Genomic DNA, 23,803 nt, shown 5'->3' on the forward strand with positions numbered 1-23,803 from the left:
ACTTCTCAGCTTCTTCTGAGAAGGGGCCGGGACGGGCGAGAAGGGCCGGTTGGGGCCGATCGGCCCATGCGGCGAGGGCCGGTCAGGCGGAGAGTGGGGGGAGGAGGGGGCCGCACACGACACGAGGAGGCGGGAACCATGGGGCACCGGATGGTGGGCGACCTCATGACCACACCGGTCGTCAGCGTGCGCCGGGACACCGGCTTCAAGGAGATCGCCAAGCTGCTCGCCGAGCACGACATCACCGCCGTACCGGTCGTGGACGACGACGAACACGCCGTCGGGGTGGTCTCCGAGGCGGATCTGCTGCGCAACGAGGCGGGCCCGACCGCCGGAGGACTGATGCACAGCCCCGCCGTGACGGCCAGGCCGCAGTGGACGGCGGTGGAGGCGGCCCAGGTCATGGAGCGGCACCACGTCAAACGGCTGCCGGTGGTCGACGAGGCCGACCGACTGGTCGGCCTGGTCAGCCGGGCCGATCTGCTGCGGGTCTTCCTGCGGGGCGACAGCGCCATCCGGGAGGAGATTTCCGGGGAGGTGCTGCTCCGCACCCTCGGCGTCGCCCCCGGCGCGGTCACCGTCCGCGTCGTCGACGGCCGGGTGTCGCTGAAGGGCACGGTCGAGCGGCGGTCGCTCGTGCCGGTCGTGGTACGCCTGTGCCAGGACGTGGACGGTGTCGTCGACGTCTCCGCGGAACTGCGCCACCGGGTGGACGACACCGACTCCGCCCTGCCGGAGCCCGGGACACCGCGACGCGCCGGACTGGCCACGTGAGCGCCCCGCGGCGCCCGGTCCGTGCCGTCAGTCCGCGAGGCCCGGCAGGTCCGGCAGGTCCGGCAGGTCCGGCAGGGTGATCTCGCGGGTCTCCCCCGGCCGTACGCGGACCGCGCGACCCGGCAGCCGGAGGTCGATCGGGGAGCGGTCGGAGGGCGGCACCGTCATCTCCAGCCGGCCGCGGCTCAGGCGCAGCCGGACGCCCCAGTGCCCCCGGTAGCGGAGGGAGAAGCCGTAGGACGAGAGCTCCGGCAGCGGCACCGGGTCGAGCCACAGGGCACCGGCGCGGGTCTCGAGGCCGGTCAGTCCGCGCTGGACCAGGTCGAGGGTGCCGGCCATGGCGCCCAGGTGGATGCCCTCGCCGGTGGTGCCGCCCTGGACGTCGGCGACATCGCCGAGCAGCGCTTCCTGGCAGTACGTCCATGCCTCCGCCCGCCGGGCCCGGGCCAGGACCCAGCCGTGGACCAGACCGCTGAGGGTGGAGCCGTGGCTGGTGCGCAGCAGGTAGTGGTCGACCGTCCGTCGCCAGGTGTCCTCGTCCAGCCGGTGCCCCAGCCGTGCGAAGAGGGCGCGGAGTTCGTGCGGCGAGAAGAGGTAGCCGAGCATCAGGACGTCGGCCTGTTTGGACGCCTGGTAGCGGTTGACGGTGTCGCCCTCCGCCTCCAGGATCCGGTCCAGGCGCCGGATGTCGCCGTACCGGCGCCGGTAGCCCTCCCAGTCGAGTTCGGCGAGGTCGCCGTACCCCTCGAACTGGCTGATGACACCGGCGTGGAAGGGCACATGAAGGGTGCGCGACACGTCCTCCCACTGTTCGAGCTCGCCCTCGTCCAGGCCGGTGCGCTCGGCGAGTTCACGCCGTCGGGGTTCGGGCAGGGTCCGCAGCACCTCCAGGGCGCGGGTGAGCACCCAGGCGGCGGTGACGTTGGTGTACGCGTTGTCGTCGAGACCGGGCTGCCGTGCACCGGGGTAGGCGTCGTGGTACTCGTCGGGGCCCATCACGCCCCGGAGGCGGTGGCGGCCCACTCCTTCGTCCCAGGTCGCCGAGTCGGCCCAGAAGCGGGCGATCTGCAACAGCATCTCGGCGCCCTTCGTGTGCAGGAACTCCGTGTCCCCGCTGGCCTCGCAGTACCGCCACACGTTGTACGCGACCGCCGAGCCGACGTGGTGCTGGAGCCGTGAGTGATCCGGCAGCCAGCGCCCGGAGCGGGGGTTGAGGTGCAGTTCCTGGGACTCCTCCCGGCCGTCGCTGCCGCTCTGCCACGGGTACAGCGCGCCCCGCCGTCCGGCGGCGCGGGCGGCGGCCACGGCCCGGTCCAGGCGGCGGTGCCGGTAGCGGAGCAGGGCCCGGGAGACCTCCGGGAAGTGCAGGTCGAGGTACGGCAGCACGAAGAGTTCGTCCCAGAAGACATGGCCGCGGTAGGCCTCGCCGTGCAGGCCCCGGGCGGGAACTCCGACGTCGAGGTCGGCCGTGTGCGGGGAGAGGGTCTGCAGGACGTGGAAGAGGTGCAGCCGCAGGACGCGCCCCGCCTCGCCGGGCACCTCCAGCTCGGCCCGCCGCCACAGCTGGGCCCAGGCCGTCAGCTGTGTCTCGCGCAGCGCGTCGAAGGGCGGCGCCGCCGTCACCCGGTCGACCGCGGCGGCCGGCGGATCGCTGATCGCGGGGTCGCGGGAGGTGTGCAGGGCGACGGTCTTGTCGACGCGGACCGTACGACCGGGCAGCAGCGGTAGCCGCACCGTCTGGTGCACCCGTGTCCTGTCGTGCCGGGCGGTGATCCGCGCGTCGGCGGTCAGCCGCGCCGCGATGCCGATGCGGACGTCGGAGGTGCGGGTGCGGCAGCGCAGCCACACCGTGTCCGGCCCGGCGGATCCGGTGTGCGGCCGGGTGAGGTGGCGGCCGCCCAGGTCCCGGTAGCGCGCCACCCCGGCGTTGGTGACACCGCCGTCCAGCGTGGCCTCCACCTCCAGGTCCCCGGCGAAGTCCTCGGCGGTGAACTCCGTGCGCAGGGCCGCCAGATGGGGGTCGGCCATGTGGACGAGCCGCTGCTGGCGCACCACCAGGGACCGGTCCTCGCCGATCCGGTACCGCGTCCGGCGCTCCAGCAGTCCCGAGGCCAGGTGCAGCACCTGCCGGTGGTCCCGCACCTCGGCCGTTTCCGGGGTGAGCCAGGACTGCCCCGCGAGGCGGAAGCGGAGCGGCAGCCAGTTCGGGACGTTGACCATGTCCTCGTTCTCGACCCGGCGCCCCGCCACTTCCGTCGTCAGCCGGTCGTAGCAGCCGGCCACGTAGGTTCCGGGGTAGTGCACCGCGTCCGCGTCGCACTCCGGCAGCGCCCCACGGGTGGCCAGGTAACCGTTGCCCAGCGTGCACAGCGCCTCGCGCAGGGACTCGGCCTGCGGGTCGTAGCCGTCGTACTCCCAGGTCCAGCCCGTCACCGGCTCACCTCCTGCCCCGTGCGCGCCAGAACTCCAGTCTGGGCCCCCGCGCGCCCGCTGTCCGGTTCGGGCGGCCGTCCGAGGACCGACCGGCCCCGAGGAGGGGACCGACAGCACCTGCCCTTCGGTCCGCGGCGGCCGCAGGCTGGAGCGGACGAGGAGGAGGTGGGACGCATGGCCCGCATCGTGGGTGAGGTGATGACCCGTGAGGTCGTCCGGGCCCGCCGGGGGACCCCGTTCAAGGACGTCGTACGGCTGCTGGACCGGCACCGGATCAGCGGGATGCCCGTCGTGGACGGGGACGACAAGGTCGTCGGGGTGATCTCCGGGACGGACCTGATCCGCCATCAGGCGGGCCGGTCCCCGGACGGCCGCGCCGTCACGGCCCGGGAGTTGATGTCGACGCCCGCGATCACCGTGCACCCGGAGCAGCGGATCGCCGACGCGGCACGTGTGATGGAGCGGCGCGGTGTCGAGCGGCTGCCGGTGGTGGACGAGGAGGACCGGCTGGTCGGCATCGCCACCCGGCGTGACCTGCTGCGGGTGTTCCTGCGGACCGACGACGAGATCCGCCGGGAGGTCCTCGACGACGTACTGCCCCGCGTCCTCGGCCGGACCGCCCTCGAGGTGACCGTGTCGGTCCGGGACGGCGTGGTCACGCTGCGCGCCCCCGGGGAGCACGGCGCGGAGCTGGCGGCCGCGATCGGGCCGGCGTACCGGGTCGACGGCGTGGTCGGCGTCGTCAGCAGACCTGCGCCCACGGGCCCTTCGCGGCCGTCCGGCCCGGCGTGGGGACCGGCGGGGCCTGCGCCGGGACACCGGTAGCGGCGGCCGGCCACGGGGCCCGGCGGGCTCACACCGCGCGCGGGCCGTGCCGCCGGAACCGGTCGCGGACCCGGTCGACGAGGTTCCGGTCCGGCGTCGGGCCGGTCAGGAACGACGCGTCGCCCTCGGCCTGGATGACGTGGCGCACGCGATCAGCTCGCGCCGGCGTGTCCCGGCGAGGCCTCGCCGGGCGGCCGGGGTGACGCGTTCGGGGGCTGTCACGGTCGCGGTCATCGCGTTCCCCTCCTCGGTGCGTGCCCTGCGCGTCGACGCTCGTCCGCCGTGAGCGCCGGAAGGAGTCCCGGACAGCGCCCGGGCCCGTGGCGTACGGCCGTCAGCCGGCCGTGAGGTCCGGGCGGACCAGGGTGCCCGACCGGCCGTGCACGATCTCGTACGCCGCGTCGAGGGCCCCGATCGCGGCGAGCCCGCCGGTCCGCTCCACGAACCGGGCGGCGGCCTCGGCCTTGGGCCCCATGGACCCCGCCGGGAACCCTGCGCGGCGCAGCTCGGCGGGGGTCGCGTCGAGGATCGGCCGCTGCCCCGGTGTCCCGTACTCCTCGTACACGCACGGGACGTCGGTGAGGACGAGCAGGAAGTCGGCCTTCAGGTCCTCGGCGAGCAGGGCCGCCGTGAGGTCCTTGTCGACGACGGCCTCCACCGCCGTCAGGGCTCCGGTGTCCGGGGCGGCGGTGACGGGTACGCCTCCGCCGCCCGCGCAGATCACCAGGGTGCCGCTGTCGAGCAGCTGGTGGACGATGCCGGTCTCCAGGACCCGTTCCGGCCGCGGCGAGGGGACCACCCGGCGCCGGGCGCCGGCCGTCTCCCGGGCGCCGGCCGTCTCCCGGGGGCCGGTCCGGCCGACGGGTTCGGTGGGCCGTGCGAACGCCGGATCGTCGGCGCGGACGAGGGTGTGGGTGACCAGGGTGGCGACGGGGCGGCCGGGCAGGGCGTCGTGCAGGGTGCGGGCCAGCAGGGAGCCGATCATGCCTTGCGTCTGGGCGCCGAGCAGAGCGAGCGGGTAGGGGGCGCTGAGCGCGGGGTCGGCGGCGCTCTCCCCGGCGAGCAGGCCGAGCTGGGGGCCGTTGCCGTGGGTGAGGACGAGTTCGTGGTCATGGGCGAGGGCGGCCAGGGCGGTGGCCACCCGGTCGATGTTCGCCTGCTGCACCGCGGCTTCGGGGCGTTCGCCGCGGTGCAGCAGGGCGTTGCCGCCGAGGGCGACGACGATACGCATGGCTTCGGTCCTCCAGGGGGCGGCGGGCACGGCGTCGAGGGGGTGCGGTGCGGCGGGCTCTCGGTCCGGCCGGTGACGATCCGATCGTCGCGCGCCAGGCCGCTCCCGGGCAGTGGCCACAGGTCCCGCGGGGGGCCCGATGGTCCCGGTCCGGCCGGTGCGCCGACGTGCCGAGCGGCCCCGGCCGGGGACCGGACGGCCCCTGGGCGGGGCGGAGGCCGGGGCCCACGCTGGAACCGGCCGCTGGAACAGGCCGTTCCCGGCACCGTCGAACGGCCCGGCCGCCCCGGCCGCCGGACGAACCACGAAGGAGTGTCCATGCACGGCACCCCGCACATCGTCAGCGACGTCATGACCCGCACGGTCGCCTGCGTCGGCCGCGGGACGGCGTTCAAGGACATCGTGCGGACGATGCGGGACCGGAGGGTCAGCGCCCTGCCCGTGGTCGAGGGCGAGGGCCGTGTCGTCGGCGTGGTCTCGGAGGCGGATCTGCTGCCCAAGGAGGAGTTCCGCGACACCGACCCGGACCGGAACACCCAGCTGCGGCGCCTGACGGACCTGGCCAAGGCCGGTGCGGTGACGGCGCAGGAGCTGATGACCTCCCCGGCGCTCACCGTCCACGCGGACGCCACCCTGGCCCAGGCCGCGGCGACCATGGCCCGGGCGAAGGTCAAGCGGCTTCCCGTGGTCGACGCGGCGGGCGTGCTCCAGGGGGTCGTCAGCCGTGCCGACCTCCTCATGGTCTTCCTCCGCCCCGACGAGGAGATCGCCGAGGAGGTACGGCGCGAGGTCGTGGCCTACCTGTTCCCCCTGCCCGGCTCCAGCGTGCGGGTGGCCGTGCGGGACGGCGTGGTGAGGCTCGGCGGCCGGGTGCGGGACACCGCACTCGTCCCGGTGGCGGCGCGGCTGATCCGCGCCGTCGAGGGCGTCGTGGACGTGGAGTTCGACCTCCCGGGCGGGGGTGGACCGGGGTGACGCGGGCGCGTCCCGGATGGTGCGGCACGGCCGGGACCGGTCCCGGTACCGAGGTCGCCGACCTCTGGAGCATCCCGGTCGGATGGAGCATCCAGGTCCGACCGCCGTCGGCGTCCCGCTCGATCCGGCCGTTCCGCCGGGATGCGCGGCCAACCGGGGCACCCCGACGCCCCCGAGGGAGCCCCCGTGCTCCTGTGCGGGCAGCGTCTCGATCTCGGCGCCGGCCTCGCCGCGTACACGGCGGGCAGCGCCCAGGTGAACGGCCTCGGCCACCTCACCGGCGGCATCGCCGTCGGCAAGGCGGCCGGCCCGGGCGGGTCCACGCGGCGCACGGCGCCCGATCCGGCTCAGGACACCGGGGCCGGAGCGCGCGAGGGGATCCAGCGCAGGTGGACACCCTGGCCGACGGGGTCGGAGCGGAGCAGCGACAGCCGGGGGCGCACGGCGTCGGTGCGCGCGGACGGCGGTTTGCGGCGGCCCGCCGCGAACGGCTGCGGCCAGTCGGCGCCCGGCCCCCGGTACTCCTGCTCGGCCGCCGCGTGCAGGGTCCAGTGCGGGTCGTACAGATGGGTGCGTCCCACGGCGCACAGGTCGGCGCGGCCCGCGAGCAGGATCGAGTTGACGTCGTCGTAGGAGGCGATGGCGCCGACCGCGATGACGGCCGTGCCGGTGGCGGCGGCGACCTCCTGCCGGATGCGGTCGGCGAACGGGGTCTGGTAGGAGCGGCCGAAGGCGGGCCGCTCGTCCTTGGTGACCTGGCCGGAGGAGACGTCGATGGCGTCCGCGCCGTGCGCGACGAAGGCGCGGGCGATCTCCACGGCGTCGTGCTCGGTGTTGCCGTCGGGCACCCAGTCGCTGGCGGAGATACGCACGATCACGGGGCGTCCGGCCGGCCAGGCGGCGCGCACGGCGTCGAAGACCTCCAGGGGGAAACGCAGCCGGTTCTCCAGCGGTCCGCCGTACTCGTCGGTGCGGCGGTTGGCGACCGGAGAGAGGAACGAGGACAGCAGATAGCCGTGGGCGCAGTGGAGTTCGAGCAGGTCGAAGCCGGCCTCGGCGCCCCGGCGGGCGGCCGCGACGAAGTCCGCGACGATCCGGTCCAGGTCGGCGCGGGTGAGCCGGCGCGGCACCGGGGAGCCCTCGCCGTACGGCACCGGGGACGGGCCGACCGTCTCCCAGTTGCCCTCGGGCAGCGGGGCGTCCATACCCTCCCACATCAGCCGGGTCGAGCCCTTGCGGCCGGAGTGGCCGAGCTGGAGGCCGATGCGGGCGGTGCTGTGCTCGTGGACGTACGACACGATCCGCGCCCAGGACGCGCGCTGTTCGTCGTTCCACAGGCCGGTGCAGCCGGGGGTGATGCGGCCCTCGGGCGAGACGCAGACCATCTCGGTCATCACCAGTCCGGCGCCGCCCATGGCCTTGGATCCGAGGTGGACGAGGTGGAAGTCGCCGGGCACGCCGTCCACGGCGGAGTACATGTCCATCGGGGAGACGACGACCCGGTTCTTCAGCTCCAGCTGCCCGATCCGGTACGGCTGGAACATCGCCGGGGCGGTGCCGTCGAGCCCCTGGGCGCGGGCGAAGGCGGTGTCCACCCGGTCGGCGAACTCCGCGTCGCGGGTGCGCAGGTTGTCGTAGGTGATGCGGCGGGAGCGGGTGAGGAGGTTGAAGCAGAACTGGGTGGGCTCCTGGTGGACGTACATGCCGATGTTCTCGAACCACTCCAGGGAAGCCTGCGCGGCCCGCTGGGTGGACTCCACGACGGGGCGGCGCTCGGCCTCGTACGCCGTCAACGCGGCCTCGGTGTCGGGGTGTTCGTGCAGACAGGCGGCGAGGGCGAGGGCGTCCTCCATGGCGAGTTTGGTGCCCGAGCCGATGGAGAAGTGCGCGGTGTGGGCGGCGTCGCCGATGAGGACCAGATTGCCGTGGTGCCAGCGTTCGTTGCGCACGGTGGTGAAGTTCAGCCACTTGGAGTTGTTGGCGAACACCCGGTGGCCGTCCAGGGCGTCGGCGAACAGCTCCCGCAGTCGGGCCACCGCCGCTTCGTCGGAGGCGCCCGGCGGGAGGACGACGTCCTCGCCGGCGTCGAAGCCGGCCCGCCGCCAGACGTCCTCGTGCATCTCGACGATGAAGGTGGAGCCCGTGGCGGAATAGGGGTAGCCGTGGACCTGCATGACGCCCCACGGCGTCTGGTCGACGAAGAACTGGAAGGCCTCGAAGACCCGGTCCGTGCCGAGCCACATGTATTTGTTGGGGCGACGGTCCAGGGTGGGCCGGAAGACGTCCGCGTGGGCGGTCCGTACGGCGGAGTTGACGCCGTCGGCGCCCACCACCAGGTCGTACGCGGCGCGCAGGCGGTCGGTGTCGGGGGCGGGGGTGGAGAAGTGCAGGGTGACGCCGAGGGCGCGGCAGCGTTCCTGGAGGAGGTGCAGGAGGTCCTTGCGGCTCATGGCGGCGAAGCCCTGGCCTCCGACGGTGTGGGTCTCGCCCTGGAGGTGGATGTCGATGTCGGTCCAGCGGGCGAAGCGGCGGGACATGGCCTCGGCGATGTCGGTGTCGGCGTTCTCGATGCCGCCGAGGGTCTCGTCGGAGAAGACGACGCCGAAGCCGAAGGTGTCGTCGGGGGCGTTGCGTTCCCAGACGGTGATGTCGTGGGCGGGGTCGAGCTGTTTCATCAGGGCCGCGAGGTAGAGACCTCCCGGGCCACCGCCGATGATCGCGATTTTCAAGGGAGTTCCTCTCACTGCTCGCCGGCCGCTTCGGCCTCGACGATCCTGCGGAGTGCGAACCGCTGGAGTTTTCCGCTGGTGTTGCGCGGCAGGGCGCCGTGGAAGCGCACGTCACGCGGGTACTTGTAGGGAGCGAGGACGCGTTTGACGTGGTCCTGGATCTCCTTGGCCTTGTTCTCGTCGCCCTTGACGCCGTCCCGCAGGACGACGAACGCGCAGACGACCGAGCCGCGTTCGGCGTCGGGCCGGCCCACGACCGCCGATTCGACGACGTCGGGGTGGGTGTCGATGGCGGCCTCCACCTCGGGGCCGCCGATGTTGTAGCCGGAGGAGACGATCATGCTGTCGCTGCGGGCGTGGTAGTGGAAGTAGCCGTCCTCGTCCCGGTGGAAGACGTCCCCGGTGATGTTCCAGCCGTCCAGGACGTAGTCCCGCTGGCGTTCGTCGTCGAGGTAGCGGCAGCCGACGGGGCCTATGACACCGAGTCTGCCGGGTTCGCCGGGGCCGAGTTCCGTGCCGTCCACGTCGAGGACGGCGGCCCGGTAGCCGGGGACGGGGCGGCCGGTGGCGCCGGGACGGATGTCGTCTCCGGCGGCGGAGATGAAGATGTGCAGCAGTTCGGTGGCACCGATGCCGTCGACGACCTTCAGACCGATGCGGCGGTGCAGGTCGTCCCAGGTGGAGCGGGGGATGTGCTCGCCCGCCGAGAGGCCGATGCGCAGGGCACGCAGGCTGTCCTCCGCTCCCTCGCGCAGGATGGCCCGGTAGGCGGTGGGTGCGGTCGCGAGGACGGTGACGCCGTGCTCACGCACGAGGTGGGCGAGCTGGAGCGGGGTGGCGGACTCGGTGAGCAGGGCGCAGGCCCCGGCCCGCAGCGGGAAGACGACCAGCATGCCGAGGCCGAAGGTGAAGGCGAGCGGCGCGGTGCAGGCGACCAGGTCGTCGGGGACCAGGCCGAGGGTGTGGCGGCCGAAGGTGTTGTCGATGGACAGGATGTCCCGGTGGAAGTGCATGGTGATCTTGGGTACGCCGGTGGATCCGGACGTGGGGCCGAGCAGCGCCACGTCGTCGGCGGCCGTGTCCACGGCGGTGAACTCGCCGGACTTGGCGGCGGCCCGGGCGAGGAGGTCCTCGGGGCCGGTGCCGCCGTACTCCACGACGGTCAGCGAGGGCAGCACGGTCTCGCGCAGGGTGTGGACGTCCTCGGCGCAGCGGTGGTCGACCAGGGCGATGCAGGGCCGGGTGCGTTCGGCGACCGGGGTGAGTTCGCGGACGCGCAGGGCGGCCATGGTGGTGACGACGACTCCGCCGGCCTTGAGGACGGCGAGCCAGCAGGCCACCGTCCAGGGGGTGTTGGGCGAGCGCAGCAGGACGCGCCCGCCGGGGGTCAGGCCGAGGTCCTCGGTGAGGACCTGGGCGACCTGGTTGGCGCGGGTGCGCAGGTCGCCGTACGTCCACAGCTCCCCGGCCGGGGTGCGCAGGGCCGGGCGGTCGGGGCCGTACCGGGCGACGGGCGCGTCGATCAGCTCGGTCGCCGCGTTGAGGCGGTCCGGGTAGGCCAGTTCGGGGGTGGTGAACTCGATCGCCGGCCACTGGTGCGGGGGCGGCAGATGGTCGCGGGTGAAGGTGTCGACGTGTGCCGAGGGTGCGAGACCGAGGGGTATCGGGGGTGGTAAGGCAGGGGTCAACGGACGTGTTCCTTCCGGGATCCCGCCCGGAGCGGGGCGGGGCGGGTCAGGCGGGGCGGATCATGCCCTCCTGGGCGACGGTGGCCAGGTGGCGGCGGTCGCGGGTGAAGAAGCGGCCGGTGCCGAGTCCGCGGCCCGCGTCGGCCGCGGCCGCCTCCTGGACGTAGAGGAGCCAGTCGCCCATCGGGGCGGGGCGGTGGAACCACATGGCGTGGTCGAGGCTCGCGGTGACCAGGCCGGGACGGGACCAGGGCAGGTCGAGAACCCGCAGGACGGGTTCGAGGATGGTGTAGTCGCAGACGTACGCCAGCGCGGCGAGGTCCCGGCCGGCGTCGGTGAGTCCGTCGACGGGGCGGAGCGGGTCGTACGGCTTGATCCACACCGCCTGGTGCGGCAGGCGGTCTCCTTCGACGGTGAGGTAGACCGGGCCCGGGACGTGCCGCATGTCGAAGCCGCGGCCACCGGACCAGTAGCTCCGGACGTCCTCGGTCAGGGGCGCGTCGGCGTGCCGGGCGAGGTACTCGGCCGAGGTGGGCAGGCCCTCGGGGCCGGGTACCTCCGCGTCCTCGGCGAGGGTGGCGTGGAAGGCCGCACCCGCCTCGCCCGCCGCGAAGTTGGCGAGGCAGACGTAGAGGGGCTTGCCGTTCTGGTAGCCGCGCACCTGGCGGGTGCTGTAGCCGCGGCCGTCGCGCAGCACCTCCACCTCGTAGCGGACCTCGGCGCCGATGTCGGCCGGACGCAGGAAGTAACTGTGCATGGAGTGCAGGGACTTGCCGTCGGTGACCGACCGCATGGCGGCGGCGGCCGCCTGGGCGACCAGGTCGCCGCCGTAGGCCTTGGGCCAGGGGCAGGGCTGGGTGACGGCGGTGAAGGCCAGGTCGAAGTGCTCGGGCTCGGCGGGCTTCAGGGTGAGGGCGGCGGTGAAGACGGCCGAGGTCGGCGCCGGGCCGGTCATCGGTCCAGCCAGTCGCGCAGTGCGGCGTCGGCGACGTCGGGCAGGTTGACGACGATGTTCTCCGGGGTGCGGGTCGTCATCCAGGTCAGGGGCTTGGTGCGGGAGAGGTTGCACTCGACGTGCGGCATGAAGGGCGGCACGAAGACCCAGTCGCCCTCCTCCATGTCGACGTAGTCCTCGAACTTCTCGCCGAAGTAGATCCGCGCCCGGCCGGACAGCACGTATCCCCCGGTCTCGGCCTCGCCGTGGTGGTGGGAGACGGAGCGGTAGCCCGGCTCGTTGCTGACCTTTCCGAACCACAGGCGGGTGGCGGGGGTGTGCTGGATGCTCACGCCGGAGACCCGCACGGCGCCACCCGAGTCGGCGGTGTTCGCGCTCTCCAGTCCGCCGCGGGTGACGACGGGGGCGACGATGCCGCTGGGCAGGCGGTACATCGAGTTGTCGCCCTCCAGCCGGTACTTGCTGAGGTCGGGCTCCATGGCGCGGGCTCCGTTCGGTCGGGGCGGTCGGGTCCGGGATTCCGATGTCTCGTATTTTTCACTGTCGTCAATTAAAGTCAATACACGCTCCAGTCAGCCCTGCCAGCCCCAGTCAGCACCGACGCGCTCCGGAGGCCCCATGCCCCCCGTCCCCGTGAACCCGGACTCCCTCCCCCGGCCCAGCGGCTACTCGCACGGCACGCTGGCCGGGAACACGCTGTACCTGGGCGGCCAGACCGCCCTGGACGCCGAGATGAAGATCGTTCCGGGCGGCGTCGTGGCGCAGTTCCGGCAGGCGTTCGGCAATCTGCTCACCACCCTGCGGGCGGCGGGCGGTGAGCCCGCGGACCTGGTCAGCGTGACGCTGTACCTCACCGACATCCCCGACTACCAGGCGCACGGCAAGGAGATCGGCGAGGTCTGGCGCGAGCTCGCCGGGCCGGTCTACCCAGCGATGGCCGGTATCGGCTGCACGGCGCTGTGGCAGCCCGAGGCGGTGATCGAGATCCTCGGGGTCGCCGTGATCCCGGACGACCGGCTCGTCATCCCGGACGACCGGCTCGTCGCCCCGCGGCCGCAGGGGCCCGCATGAGACTCGCCTCCTTCACCCTGGACGGCACGCGGCGAGCCGGCGCCGTGCACCTGCCCGAGCGGACGGTCACCCTGCTGCCGCCGGAGATCGGCACGGTGGACGACCTCGTGCGCGGCGGCCCCGAGGCCCTGGACGCGGCCCGTGCCGCGGGCGGCCCGTCGCTGCCGCTGTCGGACATCCGGCTGGAGGCACCGCTGCACCGCTTCCGCCGCGACATCCTGTGCACCGGCTGGAACTACCTCGACCACTTCGAGGAGTCCCGCGGGAAGCGCGGGGGCCAGGACCCGGTGAGCCTGCCCGAGCACCCGACCTTCTTCACCAAGGGCCCCGACACCGTCATCGGGCCGTACGACCCCATCGCCTACGACCCCGCCCTCTCCGCGCAGTGGGACTACGAGGCGGAGATCGCCCTCGTCATCGGCCGCGACGGCCGCTCCATCCCCGAGGAGAAGGCACTGGACCACGTCTTCGGCTACCTGGTCGCCAACGACGTCTCCCAGCGCGACCTCCAGCGGGCCCACGGCGGCCAGTGGCTCAAGGGCAAGAGCATCGACGCCACCATGCCGCTGGGCCCCTGGCTCACCACCGCCGACGAGATCGACGACCTCGGCTCCCTGCGGGTGCAGTGCGAGGTCGACGGCCGCCTCCTGCAGGACGCGACCAGCGGCCACATGGCCTTCCCCGTCCCCCGGATCATCGCCGAACTGAGCCGCGGCATGACCCTGCGCGCCGGGGACGTCGTCCTCACCGGCACCCCCAGCGGCATCGGCAGCGCACGCGAACCCCAGATCTTCCTGGGCGACGGCGACACCGTCGTCACCCGGGTGAGTGGCCTCGGCGAACTGCGCAACACCGTGACCCGGACCCGGCTGACATAAGGTGCGGGGAATGACCGCGCGGACGACGCAGACGATCCCGGCGAGCGCCCCGGCGGGCGAGCGCGAGGTGCGCCACGCCCCGCTGATCCTCACGCTGTTCGGTCTCTACGCCCGCGAGGGGCACGCCTGGATGTCGGTCGCGTCCCTGATCGCCCTGATGGCCGACCTCGGCGTGGAGGGCCGGGCGGTACGGTCCTCCGTCTCGCGGATGAAGCGCCGCGAGGTGCTGCGCGCCGAGCGGCGGGACGGCGTCGCCGGGTACGCGCCGGCCGAGGCGACCCTCCAGACGCTCGCCGAGGGCGACGTGCGCATCTTCCGGCGGACCCGGGCCGTGCGGGAGGACGGCTGGGTGCTCGTGGTGTTCTCCGTGCCCGAGTCCGAGCGCGAGAAGCGGCACGAGCTGCGCACGGTCCTGACCCGGCTCGGCTTCGGCACGGCGGCCTCGGGCGTGTGGGTCGCGCCCGGGAACCTGGCGGCCGAGACACGGCGCACCCTGGAACGCCGCGAGCTGTCCGCGTACGCCGACCTGTTCACCGGTGACCACGTCGCCTTCGGGGACCCGCGCGAGAAGATCCGCTCCTGGTGGGACCTCGACGAACTCACCGGGCTCTACGCGGACTTCCTGCGCCGGTACGGCCCCGTCCGCGACGCGGCGCCGGAGCGCGCGCCGGAGCCCCTGGAGGCGTTCCGGTCCTATGTGCCGATGCTCACCGAGTGGCGGCGGCTGCCCTACCGCGACCCCGGCCTGCCCCTCGACCTGCTGCCGCCGCAGTGGAAGGGGGTGGCCGCCGCCGAGCTGTTCGAGCGGCTCGACGCCCTGCTGCGGCCCGCTGCCGCGGCGCACGCCGCCGCGCTGGTCAGAGCGTGAGCAGTTCCTCGTAGAACCCGCCGAACCCGCGCCCGCGGTCGACGAGGTGGATCTCCAGGATCCAGTGGCAGCGGCGGCCCGCCTTGTCGGTGCGCCGCAGCGGGGTGTCGTTGGCGGGGGTGATGTACGACTCGACGTCCGCGCCGTCGATCCACTCGTGCGGGAACTCTCCGACCAGATGCCCGGCGTGCCAGCCGCCCAGCTCCCAGCCCGCCTCGGCGGCCAGCCGCTCCACCTCGGCGTACAGCCGCTTGCCGGTGATACCGGGGTCGCTCTCGAAGAAGCGGCGGCCGGCGGCGAAGACCTTCGCCAGGTCGTCGCGCAGCCGGTGCTTGACCGGGTCGTCGCCCAGGACGAAGGTCCGGCCGAAGTCGGCCTCGTACTCCTCGAAGATCGGCCCGAAGTCGGCGAACACGATGTCGTCCGCGCCGATCAGCCGGTCCGGCGGGTTCTCCTTGTACGGCAGCAGGGTGTGGGGGCCCGAGCGCACGATCCGCTTGTGCCAGTGCCGGGTGGTGCCGAACAGCTCGTTCGCCAGGTCACGGACGCGGTCGCTGACCGCCCGCTCCCCCTGCCCCGGCGCGACGAGGGCGCGCTCCTCGATCTCCGCGAAGAGCCGCACGGCCTTCGCCTGGGCGTCCGACAGCCGGGCGGCGCGGGTGGCTTCGTCATCGGTCATACCCGGGAGGGTACAAGCGGGAGGATCACGCCTCGTACGCTCCCGCCAGGGGCGGAGCCCCCGGCCACGGCTGCCGGTCGAGTCCCGCGCGGGCCATCAGGCCGGCCAGGGCCGAGCGGGACGGTATCGAGGTCTTGCGGTAGATCGCCGACAGGTGGGTCTCGACGGTACGGCGGCTGAGGAACAGCTTGGTGGCGATGGCCTGGTTGCCCAGCCCCTCGGCGACGAGTGCGGCGATCTGCCGTTCGCGTGCGGTGAGCCGGTCGAGTTCGGTGGGGACGGGCGGGCGTTCCTCGGTGCGGGGGCGGACCAGCGCGGCGAGGTCGGTCAGGAGGCCGGCGCCGCCGGTGTCGGCGAGGCGGTGGGCCCGTTCCCACAGCGCGGTGGCGTGCGGGAGGTCGCCCGTGGCCTGGGCCTGGGCGGAGGCCAGCAGCAGGGAGTACGCCTCCCAGAGGACGGCGCCGGAAGGGGCGTAGGCCCCGGCGGCCTCCTCCAGGAGGCGGGCGGCGGTGGCGGGGTCGCCGTGGTGCTGGGCGAGGGCGGCCCGGGCCCGCAGGGCCGCTCCGCGCTGGCCGTTCAGTCCGATGCGGTCGGCCTCCTCGGCGGCCCGGTCGGCCCAGCGCTCGGCCTGTGCCGGGTCGCCGGTGGCGAGGGCGGTGGCGACGAGGGTCTCGAGCTGGCCGGGGAGGGTGGAGGGTTGCAGGCCGTGCAGGTCGGGGCCGCCGGCGCGCAGGATGGCGTCCTGCGCGCGGTGCGGGTCGCCGCCGACCAGGGCGATGTGGCCGAGGACGCAGCCGGCCAGCGCGGCCCACCAGTGGCGGCTGGTGCCGGCGGCGGCCACGGCCTCCTCGGCCGTCGCGAGGGCCTGGGGGTCGCCCAGCGGGCGCCGCAGCAGGAGGATCAGCGCCTTGAAGCTCAGGGTGAGGGCGAGCAGGTCGCCGCTGGCCACGGCGCGGGCGACGGACTCCGCCTCCTCGGCCGCGGCGAGGGCGCTGGGCAGCCGGCAGGTGGTCAGCTGGAGGAAGGCCCGGGCGGTGAGCAGGTGGGGCAGGACATGGACCTGACCGGTGCGCCGGGCGAGGTCGACTCCCCGGTCGGTGTGGCGTTCGGCGTCGGCGTGGCGTTCGAGGAGGGCCTCCGCCCAGGCCAGCCAGACCAGCGCCTCGCAGAGTTCGGTCAGGTCGGGGTCGGTCAGCGCGTCGGCGAGGTCGGCGGCGGCCCGGGCCGACCGGGTCGCCGCCGCCGTGTCGCCGGAGTACGCCTCGCCCAGCGCGGCCAGCGCCAGCGCGCCCAGTTCGCCCGTCGGGTCGTCGTGGGAGCGGGCCAGCGCGAGCGTGCGGGCGAGGTCGTCGCGGACGGCCGGGTAGCTGACGGTGTTCAGGGCGGCCATGCCGAGGGCGAGGCCCAGGGAGACCGCCTGACGGGGGCCGGGGCCGGGCTCGCGGGTCAGCTCCCGCCGGAGCAGGGCGGTCGCCTCCGGGCAGTGCCCCAGGTGCCGTTCCATCATGGCGCACAGCGCCGTCGCGTCCCCGCGCAGTGCGGCGTCGTCGGGCCCGCAGCGGCTGATCAGCGTGTGGAGCAGGTCGCGGCTCTCGCGCAGGGCACCGCCGACCGCGAGCGCCCTGGCACGGGCCAGCGTCAGCTCGCCGCGCCGCGCCGAGTGGCCGGGTGTGTCCGGCATCAGCCACAGGACGACGTCCAGCAGATGGGCGGCGGTCGCGGGCGCGGTGTGGGCGTATCCGGCGGCCGCCTCGGTGAGCACGGCCGCCGACACCGGGTTCCAGCCCGTCAGCGACCGCTCGACGTGGTGGGCGCGTTCGGCGGCGCGGGCACCGGTGCGGGCCAGCTCCTCGGCGACGGCGCGGTGGAGTTCGGCGCGGCGCGGCGCGGGAACGTTCTCGTAGACCAGGGCGCGCAGCAGCGGATGGCGCAGCGTCCAGCGGCCGTCGGGCTGCGTGCGCAGCAGATCCCGGCGCACCGCCGCGCCGGTACGCCTCTGGAGCTCCGGCGCCGTGGGGTTCCCGGTCAGCAGCCGCAGCAGGGCAGGGGTGGCCTGCTCGCCCAGGACCGCCACCGCCTCGACCGTGCGGCGCTCCTCCTCGCTCAGGGCCGCCAGTTCCTCCAGGAGCAGCGCCGCCAGTCCGTCCGGGACCTCGGAGGGGGTGACCCCTTGGGCCGGGGGCAGGGGCCCTCCCTGCCGGTGGGCGTGCAGCAGGCACCGCAGGTAGAGGGGATTGCCCTCACCGGCCGCGTAGACCCGCCGCGCGTCCTGCGGCGGCAGGTCGGGGGCGTGCGTCTCGGTCCACTCCCGCTCGGGCACCGGCCCCAACGGCACCCGGAGCACGGCCCCCCGGTCCACGCCCCGGGCCAGGGCGGCGGCGAGCGGGGGCGGGGTCTGCCGTTCCCGGCGGGCGAGGACCAGCGCCACGCGCCCGCGCACCGGGTGCCGGACGAGCTGGTCGAGGAGTTCCAGGGAGGCCGGGTCCGCCCAGTGCAGGTCGTCCAGCGCCAGCACCACTCCGCCCTGTTCCGCGAGGGCGCCCAGCACCTCCGCCACGGCGCGGTGGAGACCGAAGCGGTCGCGGCCCTCGCCCGGCGCCGGCGCCTGACGCACCCCGTACAGCACCGGGGCCGCCGCCTCGGGTACGGCGCCGGAGGCGAGGAAGGCGGGATCGGCGTCGGCGAAGGCGTCGGTGAACGGCTGGAACGGCGTGTGCCGTTCGAACTCGGTGGCCGCCCCTCGCAGCACCGTCAGTCCGCGTCGCCGTGCCCGCGTGCCGAGTTCGCCCAGCAGGCGGCTCTTGCCCAGGCCGGCGTCCGCGCAGATGTCGACCACGGTGGGGACACCGTCCCGGCCGAGACCGCCGAGCACCCCGTCGAGGCGCGCGAGTTCCTCGGTCCTGCCGACCAGCCGTGTCGCCGTCTCGTCCCGCTCCGGCACCGGTTCATCTCCGTCCGTCCGTGTCGTACCGCTTGCGGCCATCATGCCCAAGAGGCCTGCGCCCGGGTCCGGCAACCGTTCGGGCCACCGCCGTCGTCCCTGCTCCCGAGCCCGGTGATCGCCGCCGGGCGCCCCGAAAGTGGAGGACGGTGGATGTTCGCCCTGCTCGTGGTGCGACTGACGGGACTGGACGCGGGATCGGTGTGGGCGGTTCCCGTGGTGCTCTTCCCGTACGGCGCCGCCCTGAGCGTCCTGCTGCTGGTGGCCGTGGTCGCCGTGCCCGCCCTGCGCTCCCGCTGGACGGTGGCCGTGGTGGCGCTGCTGGCGGCCGCACAGGTCGCCGTGCTGGTGCCCCGTTTCCTGCCGGATGGGCGGCATGTCCCGGCCGGGGCGGCCGAGTTGCGGGTGGCGACGCTCAACGCGCATGTCGGCGGGGTGGATCCGCGGGCGGTGCTGCGGCTGGTGCGCGACGAGCGGATCGACGTCCTGGCCGTGCAGGAGCTGACCCGCGCCGGGGTCGCGGCGTTCGCCGAGGCGGGGGTGGGCCGGCTGCTGCCCCATCAGGAGCTGCACCCCGAGAACGACTCCTCGCTCTACTCGCGGCTGCCGCTGACCCGTGGCGAGCCGCTGGACGCCGGCACCGCCTGGCCGCAGACCGCCGCGGAGGTCACCGTGGGCGGACGATCGGTCCGGCTGGTGGCCGTCCACACGTACTACCCGCTCGGCGGCCCCGGCCGCTGGACACGGGACTTCACGGCGCTCACCTCCGTCGCCCGGGGCAGCGGCCCGGACACCGTCCTCCTGGGCGACTTCAACGCTTCCCTGGACCACGCGCCGATGCGCTCCCTGCTCGCGGCGGGGCTCACGGACACCCACGCGGAGCTGGGCCGGGGCTGGGCCCGCACGTGGCCCACCGACCGGGCGCCGCTGCCGCCGCTGGTCCAGCTCGACCATGTGCTGCACGGCCCGGGCCTGACGGGGATCTCGGTCGGTGAACGGACGCTCCCGGGCACGGACCACCGGGCGGTGGTCGCGGTGCTGGCGGTCCGGCCCGGCGGATGAGGAACCCACGCGGCGACGGGCTCGCCGTCCGTCTCGTCGCCCACGTCCCGGCGGGCTCCCCGGGAGACGGTCTGCCGCTCTCCCGCCCCGTTTTCGACGATACGTAGCGGAATTCGCCAAACAGTTGAGCGAGTGTCCTCCGCTCATCACGCTGTGCGTGTCACATGCCCGGCGGCCAGGCCCCGGGCCCCGCTGCGGAAGCGAGTCGAGCATGGTGCGTGTGCGTGCGTCTTTGTCCCGGCTGCCCTCCTACGTCCCGGGCCGCAAACTGCCCGGGGCCGTGGTGCTGGCCAGCAACGAATCCCCGCACGGGCTGCTGCCCGGGGTGGCGGCGGCCCTGGCGGAGTCCGCCGGCGGTGTGTCGCGCTACCCGGATCTGCACGCCTCCTCGCTGATCGAGGCGCTGGCCGCGCACCACGGGGTGGAGCCGGACCGGATCGCGGTGGGCGCGGGGTCCTCGGAGGTCTGCGGGCAGTTGCTGCACACGGTCGTGAATCCGGGGGACGAGGTGGTCTTCGGCTGGCGGTCGTTCGAGGCGTACCCGATCCTCACGGCGGTCGCCGGCGGTACGGCGGTACGGGTGCCGCTGCGGGAGGAGGCACTGGACCTCGACGCGATGGCGGCGGCGATCACCGACCGGACCCGGCTGGTGTTCGTGTGCAACCCGAACAACCCGACCTCCACGGCGGTCGGCGCGCGGGAGCTGACCGCGTTCGCGGACCGGGTGCCGCGGGACGTGCTGATCGTGGTCGACGAGGCCTACCGGGAGTACGCCGATCCGGCCCGGGTCCCCGACGGTCTCGCGCTGCTCGGCGACCGGCCGAACGTGGCGGTGCTGCGGACCTTCTCGAAGGCGTACGGCCTGGCGGGCCTGCGCGTCGGCTACTGCGTCGCGCCGCCCGGGATCGCCGCGCACGTGCGGCGGACGCAGGTGCCGTTCAGCGTCGGCGATCTCGCCCAGCGGGCGGCCGTGGTGGCGCTCGGCGAGAGGGACGAGGTCGCCCGGCGGGCCGCCCTCACCGTCGCCGAACGGGGCCGGGTCGCCGGGCGGCTGCGGGAGCTCGGCCACGACGTGCCCCCCTCCGAGGCCAACTTCATGTGGCTGCCGCTCGGCGCGGACAGCGCGGACTTCGCCCGGCACTGCGCGGACGGGAAGGTCATGGTCCGCCCGTTCCCCGGCGAGGGCGTGCGGGTGACGATCGGGCTGCCGGAGGAGAACGACGCCCTGCTCACGCTCGCGGCGAGCTGGAGGGACTGACGGCCGCGTGGTGCGCTCGCGCCGGCCCGCGCCGTCCGGTGCCGCGCCGGCCCGCCTGGGAGGCGCCGTCGAGCTGGTCGACGTATGACCCCCGCGCGGGTCAGTCGGTCCAGGTGGCGCCGCGTCCGCGCACCTCGTCGAAGACCAGCCAGGTGCGGGTGGAGCGCACGCCGGGCACCGCGTGGACGCTCTCCAGGACCACCTGGCGCAGGGTCAGGTTGTCGGGTGCGCGCACCAGCATCAGGGCGTCGAAGTCGCCCGTGACCAGGGCGACATGCTCGACGAAGGGGATCGCGCGCAGGGCGCGGGAGATGTCCCGCCAGGCGTTCTGCTCGATGCTCATCGTGACGTAGGCGCTGGTGCCGAGGCCGGCCCGCTGGGGGTTGAGCTGCGCGGTGAAGCCGGCGATGACGTCCTCGGCGACGAGCCGGCCGATCCGGGTGTAGGCGTTGGCCCGGGAGATGTGCACCTGTTCGGCGAGCGCGCGGACCGAGATACGGCCGTCCTCGAGGAGACGGCTCAGGATCTGCCGGTCGATGTCGTCGAGCGGGACGGCAGTTCGTCCGGCCATCGACACCGACGGTGAGGTTCTCTCGGACACATTGCCCTCCCAGACGCTTCGATCCGGCAGTTCATCGCCGGTTCGGCCGAGCTATGGAACACTAATTCCGCGATGTCCACCCTTCTTCTGTCAAGTGTCCAGAGAAAGTGTCCAGAGAGGGCGGATCACCGACGGTGACGGCGTGCAGGAGCCGCAGGACGGTCACCCGGCACGGCGTGCCGGGGGTGTCGAGGAGGGCGACCAGGGGGACGGCGACAGGCTCACGGGGCCGGGGCCTGCGCGCCGGTCAGGTGACGGGCAGGCCGTAGGCCCGGTCGAAGTGCTGGGCCACGAGGTGTCCGTTCCCGTCGCAGGAGAGCTGCCAGTCGTTGACGCCGGTGTCGCGGCCGTCGGTGAAGTTCCACAGCAGCCGGCCGGAGGCGGTGTCGATGGCGTAGAAGCCGTCCTTGTTCTCGTACGCGGGGACGTAGACGGCGTGCGCGCCGACCGCGATCGGGCTGTCGACGTTGAGGCGGGGCGTCTCGCAGAACCAGCGCCGGGTGCCGTTCGCCGCGTTGAAGGCGTGGACGCCGTACGGGTCGGTGCCGGTGGCGTAGACCGTGTTGCCGCCCGCCCCGAGGGAGGCGAACATGCCGCGCTCGGCCTTGGCCTGCCAGCGGACCCTTCCGCTGGTGAGGTCCAGGGCGATGAAGTCGGAGCCGATGGCGAACACGGTCCGGCCGAGCACCGCCAGCCAGGGCCTGAGGTCGGAGCCGACCTGGTGCCGCCAGCGCAGGGTGCCGTCGTCGTGGGTGTCGCGGGCCGCGACGTTGCGCAGTCCGTCGGCGTAGACGAAGTAGTCGGAGGTGATGACGGGGTGCAGGGGGACGCCGACGTCCTCGGGGTCGATGGGGATGACGAGGGCTTGGCGGGTGCGCAGGTCGACGCCGAAGACCGTGCTGGTGGAGGTCGCCACGCCCCGCGCTCCCGACCGGCGTTGCAGGCTGGCGCCGAGGACCGAGACGGAGTAGTTGTCGTAGCTGCCCAGCAGTTGGTCGAACTGGTAGTCCTCGCCGAAGTCGAGGGTGAACTTCTCGGTCCCGGTGGCCGGGTCGACGCCGATCAGGGTGGCCCCGGTCGCGCCGAGCGCGACCGCGGCGTCGTAGGCCAGCATGACGGGCGTGGGCGAGAGGCTGATGCCCTGGTAGACCCAGCGGGGTTGGGCGCCGTTCGTCACGTCGAGGCAGACCATCGTGCCGGGGCGCGTCTTGAGCAGGGCCGTGCCGTCGTGGAAGACGGCCGGGGCCTGGAGCAGCGGGCCGCCCCGGAAGACCCAGGCGGGTTCGGGGGCCGGGCCGGCCGGGCGCACCTGAGGTCTGCCCGGCCTTCGGCGCGCCGCCAGGACGGCCGCGCCCGCGATGAGCGCGGTGCCTGCCGTCGCCGCCGCGGTGAGGAGGGTGCGCCGGGAGACCCGGGGGCGGGTGGTGCGGGCGCGGTGCGGGGTGGGGGTGGCGGAACGTTCCGGCACAGGGTCGTCCGCCCCTCCGGGTGCGCCGGCCCGTACCGGGTCGAGGTCCGTCGTCCGGGCCGTCCGCTCCTGCGGTCGCCGTCCGGGGCCGTGGCGTTCCGCCTCCCGCGGCTCGGCGGCGAGGGCTCCGGCACCGTCCGCGCGGTAGGCCCCCTCGTCCGGCTCGCCCGCGCCGCCGGTCCTGGCGGGGCCGCTCCCGCCGGGGCGGCTACCGGCGGCCGCGCCGCCGTGCTCACCGGCGAGGGCGGTGTCGTACGCCGGCCAGCCCACCGTCGCGTACGCCGATCCGGGCCGGCCGGGGGTGGCGGACCGCGGCTCCGCCGCGTCGGCGGGGGCCGCCGGTTCCGCGGCGGTCCGCCCGCCGTCGGGCGCGCCCTCGCCCCGGACGAGGTCCGTCGCGGTCGCCCGGCGCTCCGCCAGCGCCGCGGCCGCCCGGCGGGCGGCGATCATGTCGAGCACCGGCCCGGGCAGCCACCCCTCGGTCAGCACCTGTTCGGTGCCGCCGGGCGCGCAGGCGGCGGAGAGCCGGTCGGGGTCGATCCGCAGGGCCGGGTCCTTGGCGTGACAGAGGCTGATGATCTTGTCGAGCGGCTCGGGCACCTGGGTCAGATCGGCCGAGCCGTGCACCACCTGGTAGAGCAGCGCGGCTCCGGCGGCCCCGCCGAAGGGCGCGTGGCCGGACGCGGCGAACGCGAGCACCGAGCCGAGACAGAAGACGTCCCCCTCCGGCCCCATCTGCTCCCCGGTGGCCTGCTCGGGGCACATGTAGTCGAGCGAGCCGAACAGGGAGCCGTCGCCGGTGAGTTCGTAGCCGTCCCGGGCGCGGACGATCCCGAAGTCGATGACGCGCGGGCCGTCGGCGGCCAGCATCACGTTGGACGGTTTGAGGTCGCGGTGCACCAGCCCCTCGGCGTGCACCGCGGTCAGCGCCTCGGCGATCCCGGCGCCCAGGGCGAGGACCGTCTCCACCGGCAGCGGCCCGTGTTCGGCGACCGCCTCGGCGAGGGTGGGGCCGGCCACGTAGGCGGTGGCGAGCCAGGGCGTCTCGGCGTCCGGCGCGGCGTCGAGCACCGGTGCCGTGTAGACACCGCCGACCGCCGCGGCGGCGGCCACCTCGCGGCGGAAGCGGATGCGGAAGTTGCTGTCCTCGGCCATCTCGGGACGGATGACCTTGACCGCGACGGTGCGGCCGTCCGCGGACCGCGCCAGGTAGACCCGGCCCATGCCGCCTGCCCCCAGCCGCGCCAGGAGGCGGTAGGGACCTAGCTGCTGGGGGTCTTCTGGGCGCAGTGATCTCATGCCCTCGGCCGCCTGTTCTCGTGGTGGCGGGCGGGGGTCCCGCCCACGCTGCGGGGGAAGGCCCTGTG

At 74.3% G+C, this 23,803-nt stretch carries 18 protein-coding genes; 8 read left to right on the plus strand and 10 right to left on the minus strand.

Annotated features, from left to right (window positions below):
* Positions 1–138 precede the first annotated feature (138 nt).
* On the plus strand, positions 139–774 hold the full coding sequence (locus AQJ58_RS30015; RefSeq protein ID WP_067255821.1) for a CBS domain-containing protein: 636 nt from the start codon (positions 139–141) through the stop codon (positions 772–774).
* A 27-nt stretch (positions 775–801) separates the two neighbouring features.
* Here the strand turns inward: AQJ58_RS30015 and AQJ58_RS30020 are convergent, their stop codons facing one another.
* Entirely contained in the window at positions 802–3,207 is a 2,406-nt protein-coding gene (locus AQJ58_RS30020; protein ID WP_067255824.1) for a glycoside hydrolase family 65 protein, read from the minus strand.
* 174 nt (positions 3,208–3,381) lie between these two features.
* On the opposite strand from AQJ58_RS30020, the gene AQJ58_RS30025 reads away from it, so the two are divergent.
* Entirely contained in the window at positions 3,382–4,032 is a 651-nt protein-coding gene (locus AQJ58_RS30025) for a CBS domain-containing protein (RefSeq protein ID WP_067255826.1), read from the plus strand.
* Between the two features lie 334 nt (positions 4,033–4,366).
* Here the strand turns inward: AQJ58_RS30025 and AQJ58_RS30030 are convergent, their stop codons facing one another.
* Entirely contained in the window at positions 4,367–5,263 is an 897-nt protein-coding gene (locus AQJ58_RS30030; RefSeq protein ID WP_067255828.1) for an amino acid kinase family protein, read from the minus strand.
* Positions 5,264–5,581: 318 nt separating this feature from the next.
* On the opposite strand from AQJ58_RS30030, the gene AQJ58_RS30035 reads away from it, so the two are divergent.
* Positions 5,582–6,238, plus strand: coding sequence for a CBS domain-containing protein (locus AQJ58_RS30035; protein ID WP_067255831.1), 657 nt, complete (start codon positions 5,582–5,584; stop codon positions 6,236–6,238).
* A 347-nt stretch (positions 6,239–6,585) separates the two neighbouring features.
* Here the strand turns inward: AQJ58_RS30035 and AQJ58_RS30040 are convergent, their stop codons facing one another.
* The 4 genes from AQJ58_RS30040 to AQJ58_RS30055 are packed head-to-tail and all read right to left on the minus strand — an operon-like array spanning position 6,586 to position 12,089.
* Positions 6,586–8,967 carry a bifunctional salicylyl-CoA 5-hydroxylase/oxidoreductase gene (locus AQJ58_RS30040; RefSeq protein ID WP_067255832.1) on the minus strand — a complete coding sequence of 794 codons (2,382 nt, stop codon included), beginning with the start codon at positions 8,965–8,967 and terminating at the stop codon, positions 6,586–6,588.
* An 11-nt stretch (positions 8,968–8,978) separates the two neighbouring features.
* A complete protein-coding gene (locus AQJ58_RS30045; RefSeq protein WP_234360343.1) occupies positions 8,979–10,655 on the minus strand; it encodes an AMP-binding protein in 1,677 nt (558 codons plus the stop codon).
* A 46-nt stretch (positions 10,656–10,701) separates the two neighbouring features.
* The gene (locus AQJ58_RS30050) at positions 10,702–11,610 is read right to left on the minus strand and encodes an acyl-CoA thioesterase (protein ID WP_067255834.1); all 909 of its coding nucleotides are present in this window, start codon (positions 11,608–11,610) and stop codon (positions 10,702–10,704) included.
* Positions 11,607–12,089, minus strand: coding sequence for a cupin domain-containing protein (locus AQJ58_RS30055; RefSeq protein ID WP_067255836.1), 483 nt, complete (start codon positions 12,087–12,089; stop codon positions 11,607–11,609). The genes AQJ58_RS30050 and AQJ58_RS30055 overlap by 4 nt, the downstream gene beginning before the upstream one ends.
* Before the next feature lie 139 nt (positions 12,090–12,228).
* Between AQJ58_RS30055 and AQJ58_RS30060 the strand changes: the two genes are divergently transcribed.
* Genes AQJ58_RS30060 through AQJ58_RS30070 form a run of 3 tightly spaced genes read left to right on the plus strand, consistent with a single transcriptional unit; the run spans position 12,229 to position 14,427 of the window.
* Entirely contained in the window at positions 12,229–12,681 is a 453-nt protein-coding gene (locus AQJ58_RS30060) for a RidA family protein (RefSeq protein ID WP_067255838.1), read from the plus strand.
* Positions 12,678–13,559 (plus strand): fumarylacetoacetate hydrolase family protein, encoded by an 882-nt coding sequence (locus AQJ58_RS30065; protein ID WP_067255840.1) that lies wholly within the window; start codon positions 12,678–12,680, stop codon positions 13,557–13,559. The genes AQJ58_RS30060 and AQJ58_RS30065 overlap by 4 nt, the downstream gene beginning before the upstream one ends.
* 10 nt (positions 13,560–13,569) lie before the next feature.
* Complete coding sequence (locus AQJ58_RS30070) at positions 13,570–14,427, plus strand: PaaX family transcriptional regulator (protein WP_067255842.1); 858 nt, start codon at positions 13,570–13,572, stop codon at positions 14,425–14,427.
* Here the strand turns inward: AQJ58_RS30070 and AQJ58_RS30075 are convergent.
* Positions 14,417–15,106: a M24 family metallopeptidase gene (locus tag AQJ58_RS30075; protein WP_067255845.1), complete on the minus strand. Its 690-nt coding sequence runs from the start codon at positions 15,104–15,106 to the stop codon at positions 14,417–14,419. The two genes, AQJ58_RS30070 and AQJ58_RS30075, sit on opposite strands and share 11 nt — an antisense overlap.
* Before the next feature lie 25 nt (positions 15,107–15,131).
* A complete protein-coding gene (locus AQJ58_RS30080; protein WP_067255846.1) occupies positions 15,132–18,047 on the minus strand; it encodes an ATP-binding protein in 2,916 nt (971 codons plus the stop codon).
* A gap of 153 nt (positions 18,048–18,200) precedes the next feature.
* Between AQJ58_RS30080 and AQJ58_RS30085 the strand changes: the two genes are divergently transcribed.
* Both AQJ58_RS30085 and hisC read left to right on the plus strand, forming a co-directional pair.
* Positions 18,201–19,109 (plus strand): endonuclease/exonuclease/phosphatase family protein, encoded by a 909-nt coding sequence (locus AQJ58_RS30085; protein WP_067255848.1) that lies wholly within the window; start codon positions 18,201–18,203, stop codon positions 19,107–19,109.
* Positions 19,110–19,320: 211 nt separating this feature from the next.
* Complete coding sequence (gene hisC, locus AQJ58_RS30090; protein WP_067255850.1) at positions 19,321–20,367, plus strand: histidinol-phosphate transaminase; 1,047 nt, start codon at positions 19,321–19,323, stop codon at positions 20,365–20,367.
* Positions 20,368–20,467: 100 nt separating this feature from the next.
* Here the strand turns inward: hisC and AQJ58_RS30095 are convergent, their stop codons facing one another.
* Positions 20,468–20,938, minus strand: coding sequence for an Lrp/AsnC family transcriptional regulator (locus AQJ58_RS30095; protein ID WP_067255852.1), 471 nt, complete (start codon positions 20,936–20,938; stop codon positions 20,468–20,470).
* Positions 20,939–21,215: 277 nt separating this feature from the next.
* Positions 21,216–23,735: a protein kinase domain-containing protein gene (locus tag AQJ58_RS30100; protein ID WP_079079329.1), complete on the minus strand. Its 2,520-nt coding sequence runs from the start codon at positions 23,733–23,735 to the stop codon at positions 21,216–21,218.
* Between the last annotated feature and the right edge of the window lie 68 nt (positions 23,736–23,803).

Origin of the sequence: Streptomyces sp. DSM 15324 (assembly GCF_001514285.1) — a bacterium.
Classification (GTDB): domain Bacteria; phylum Actinomycetota; class Actinomycetes; order Streptomycetales; family Streptomycetaceae; genus Streptomyces.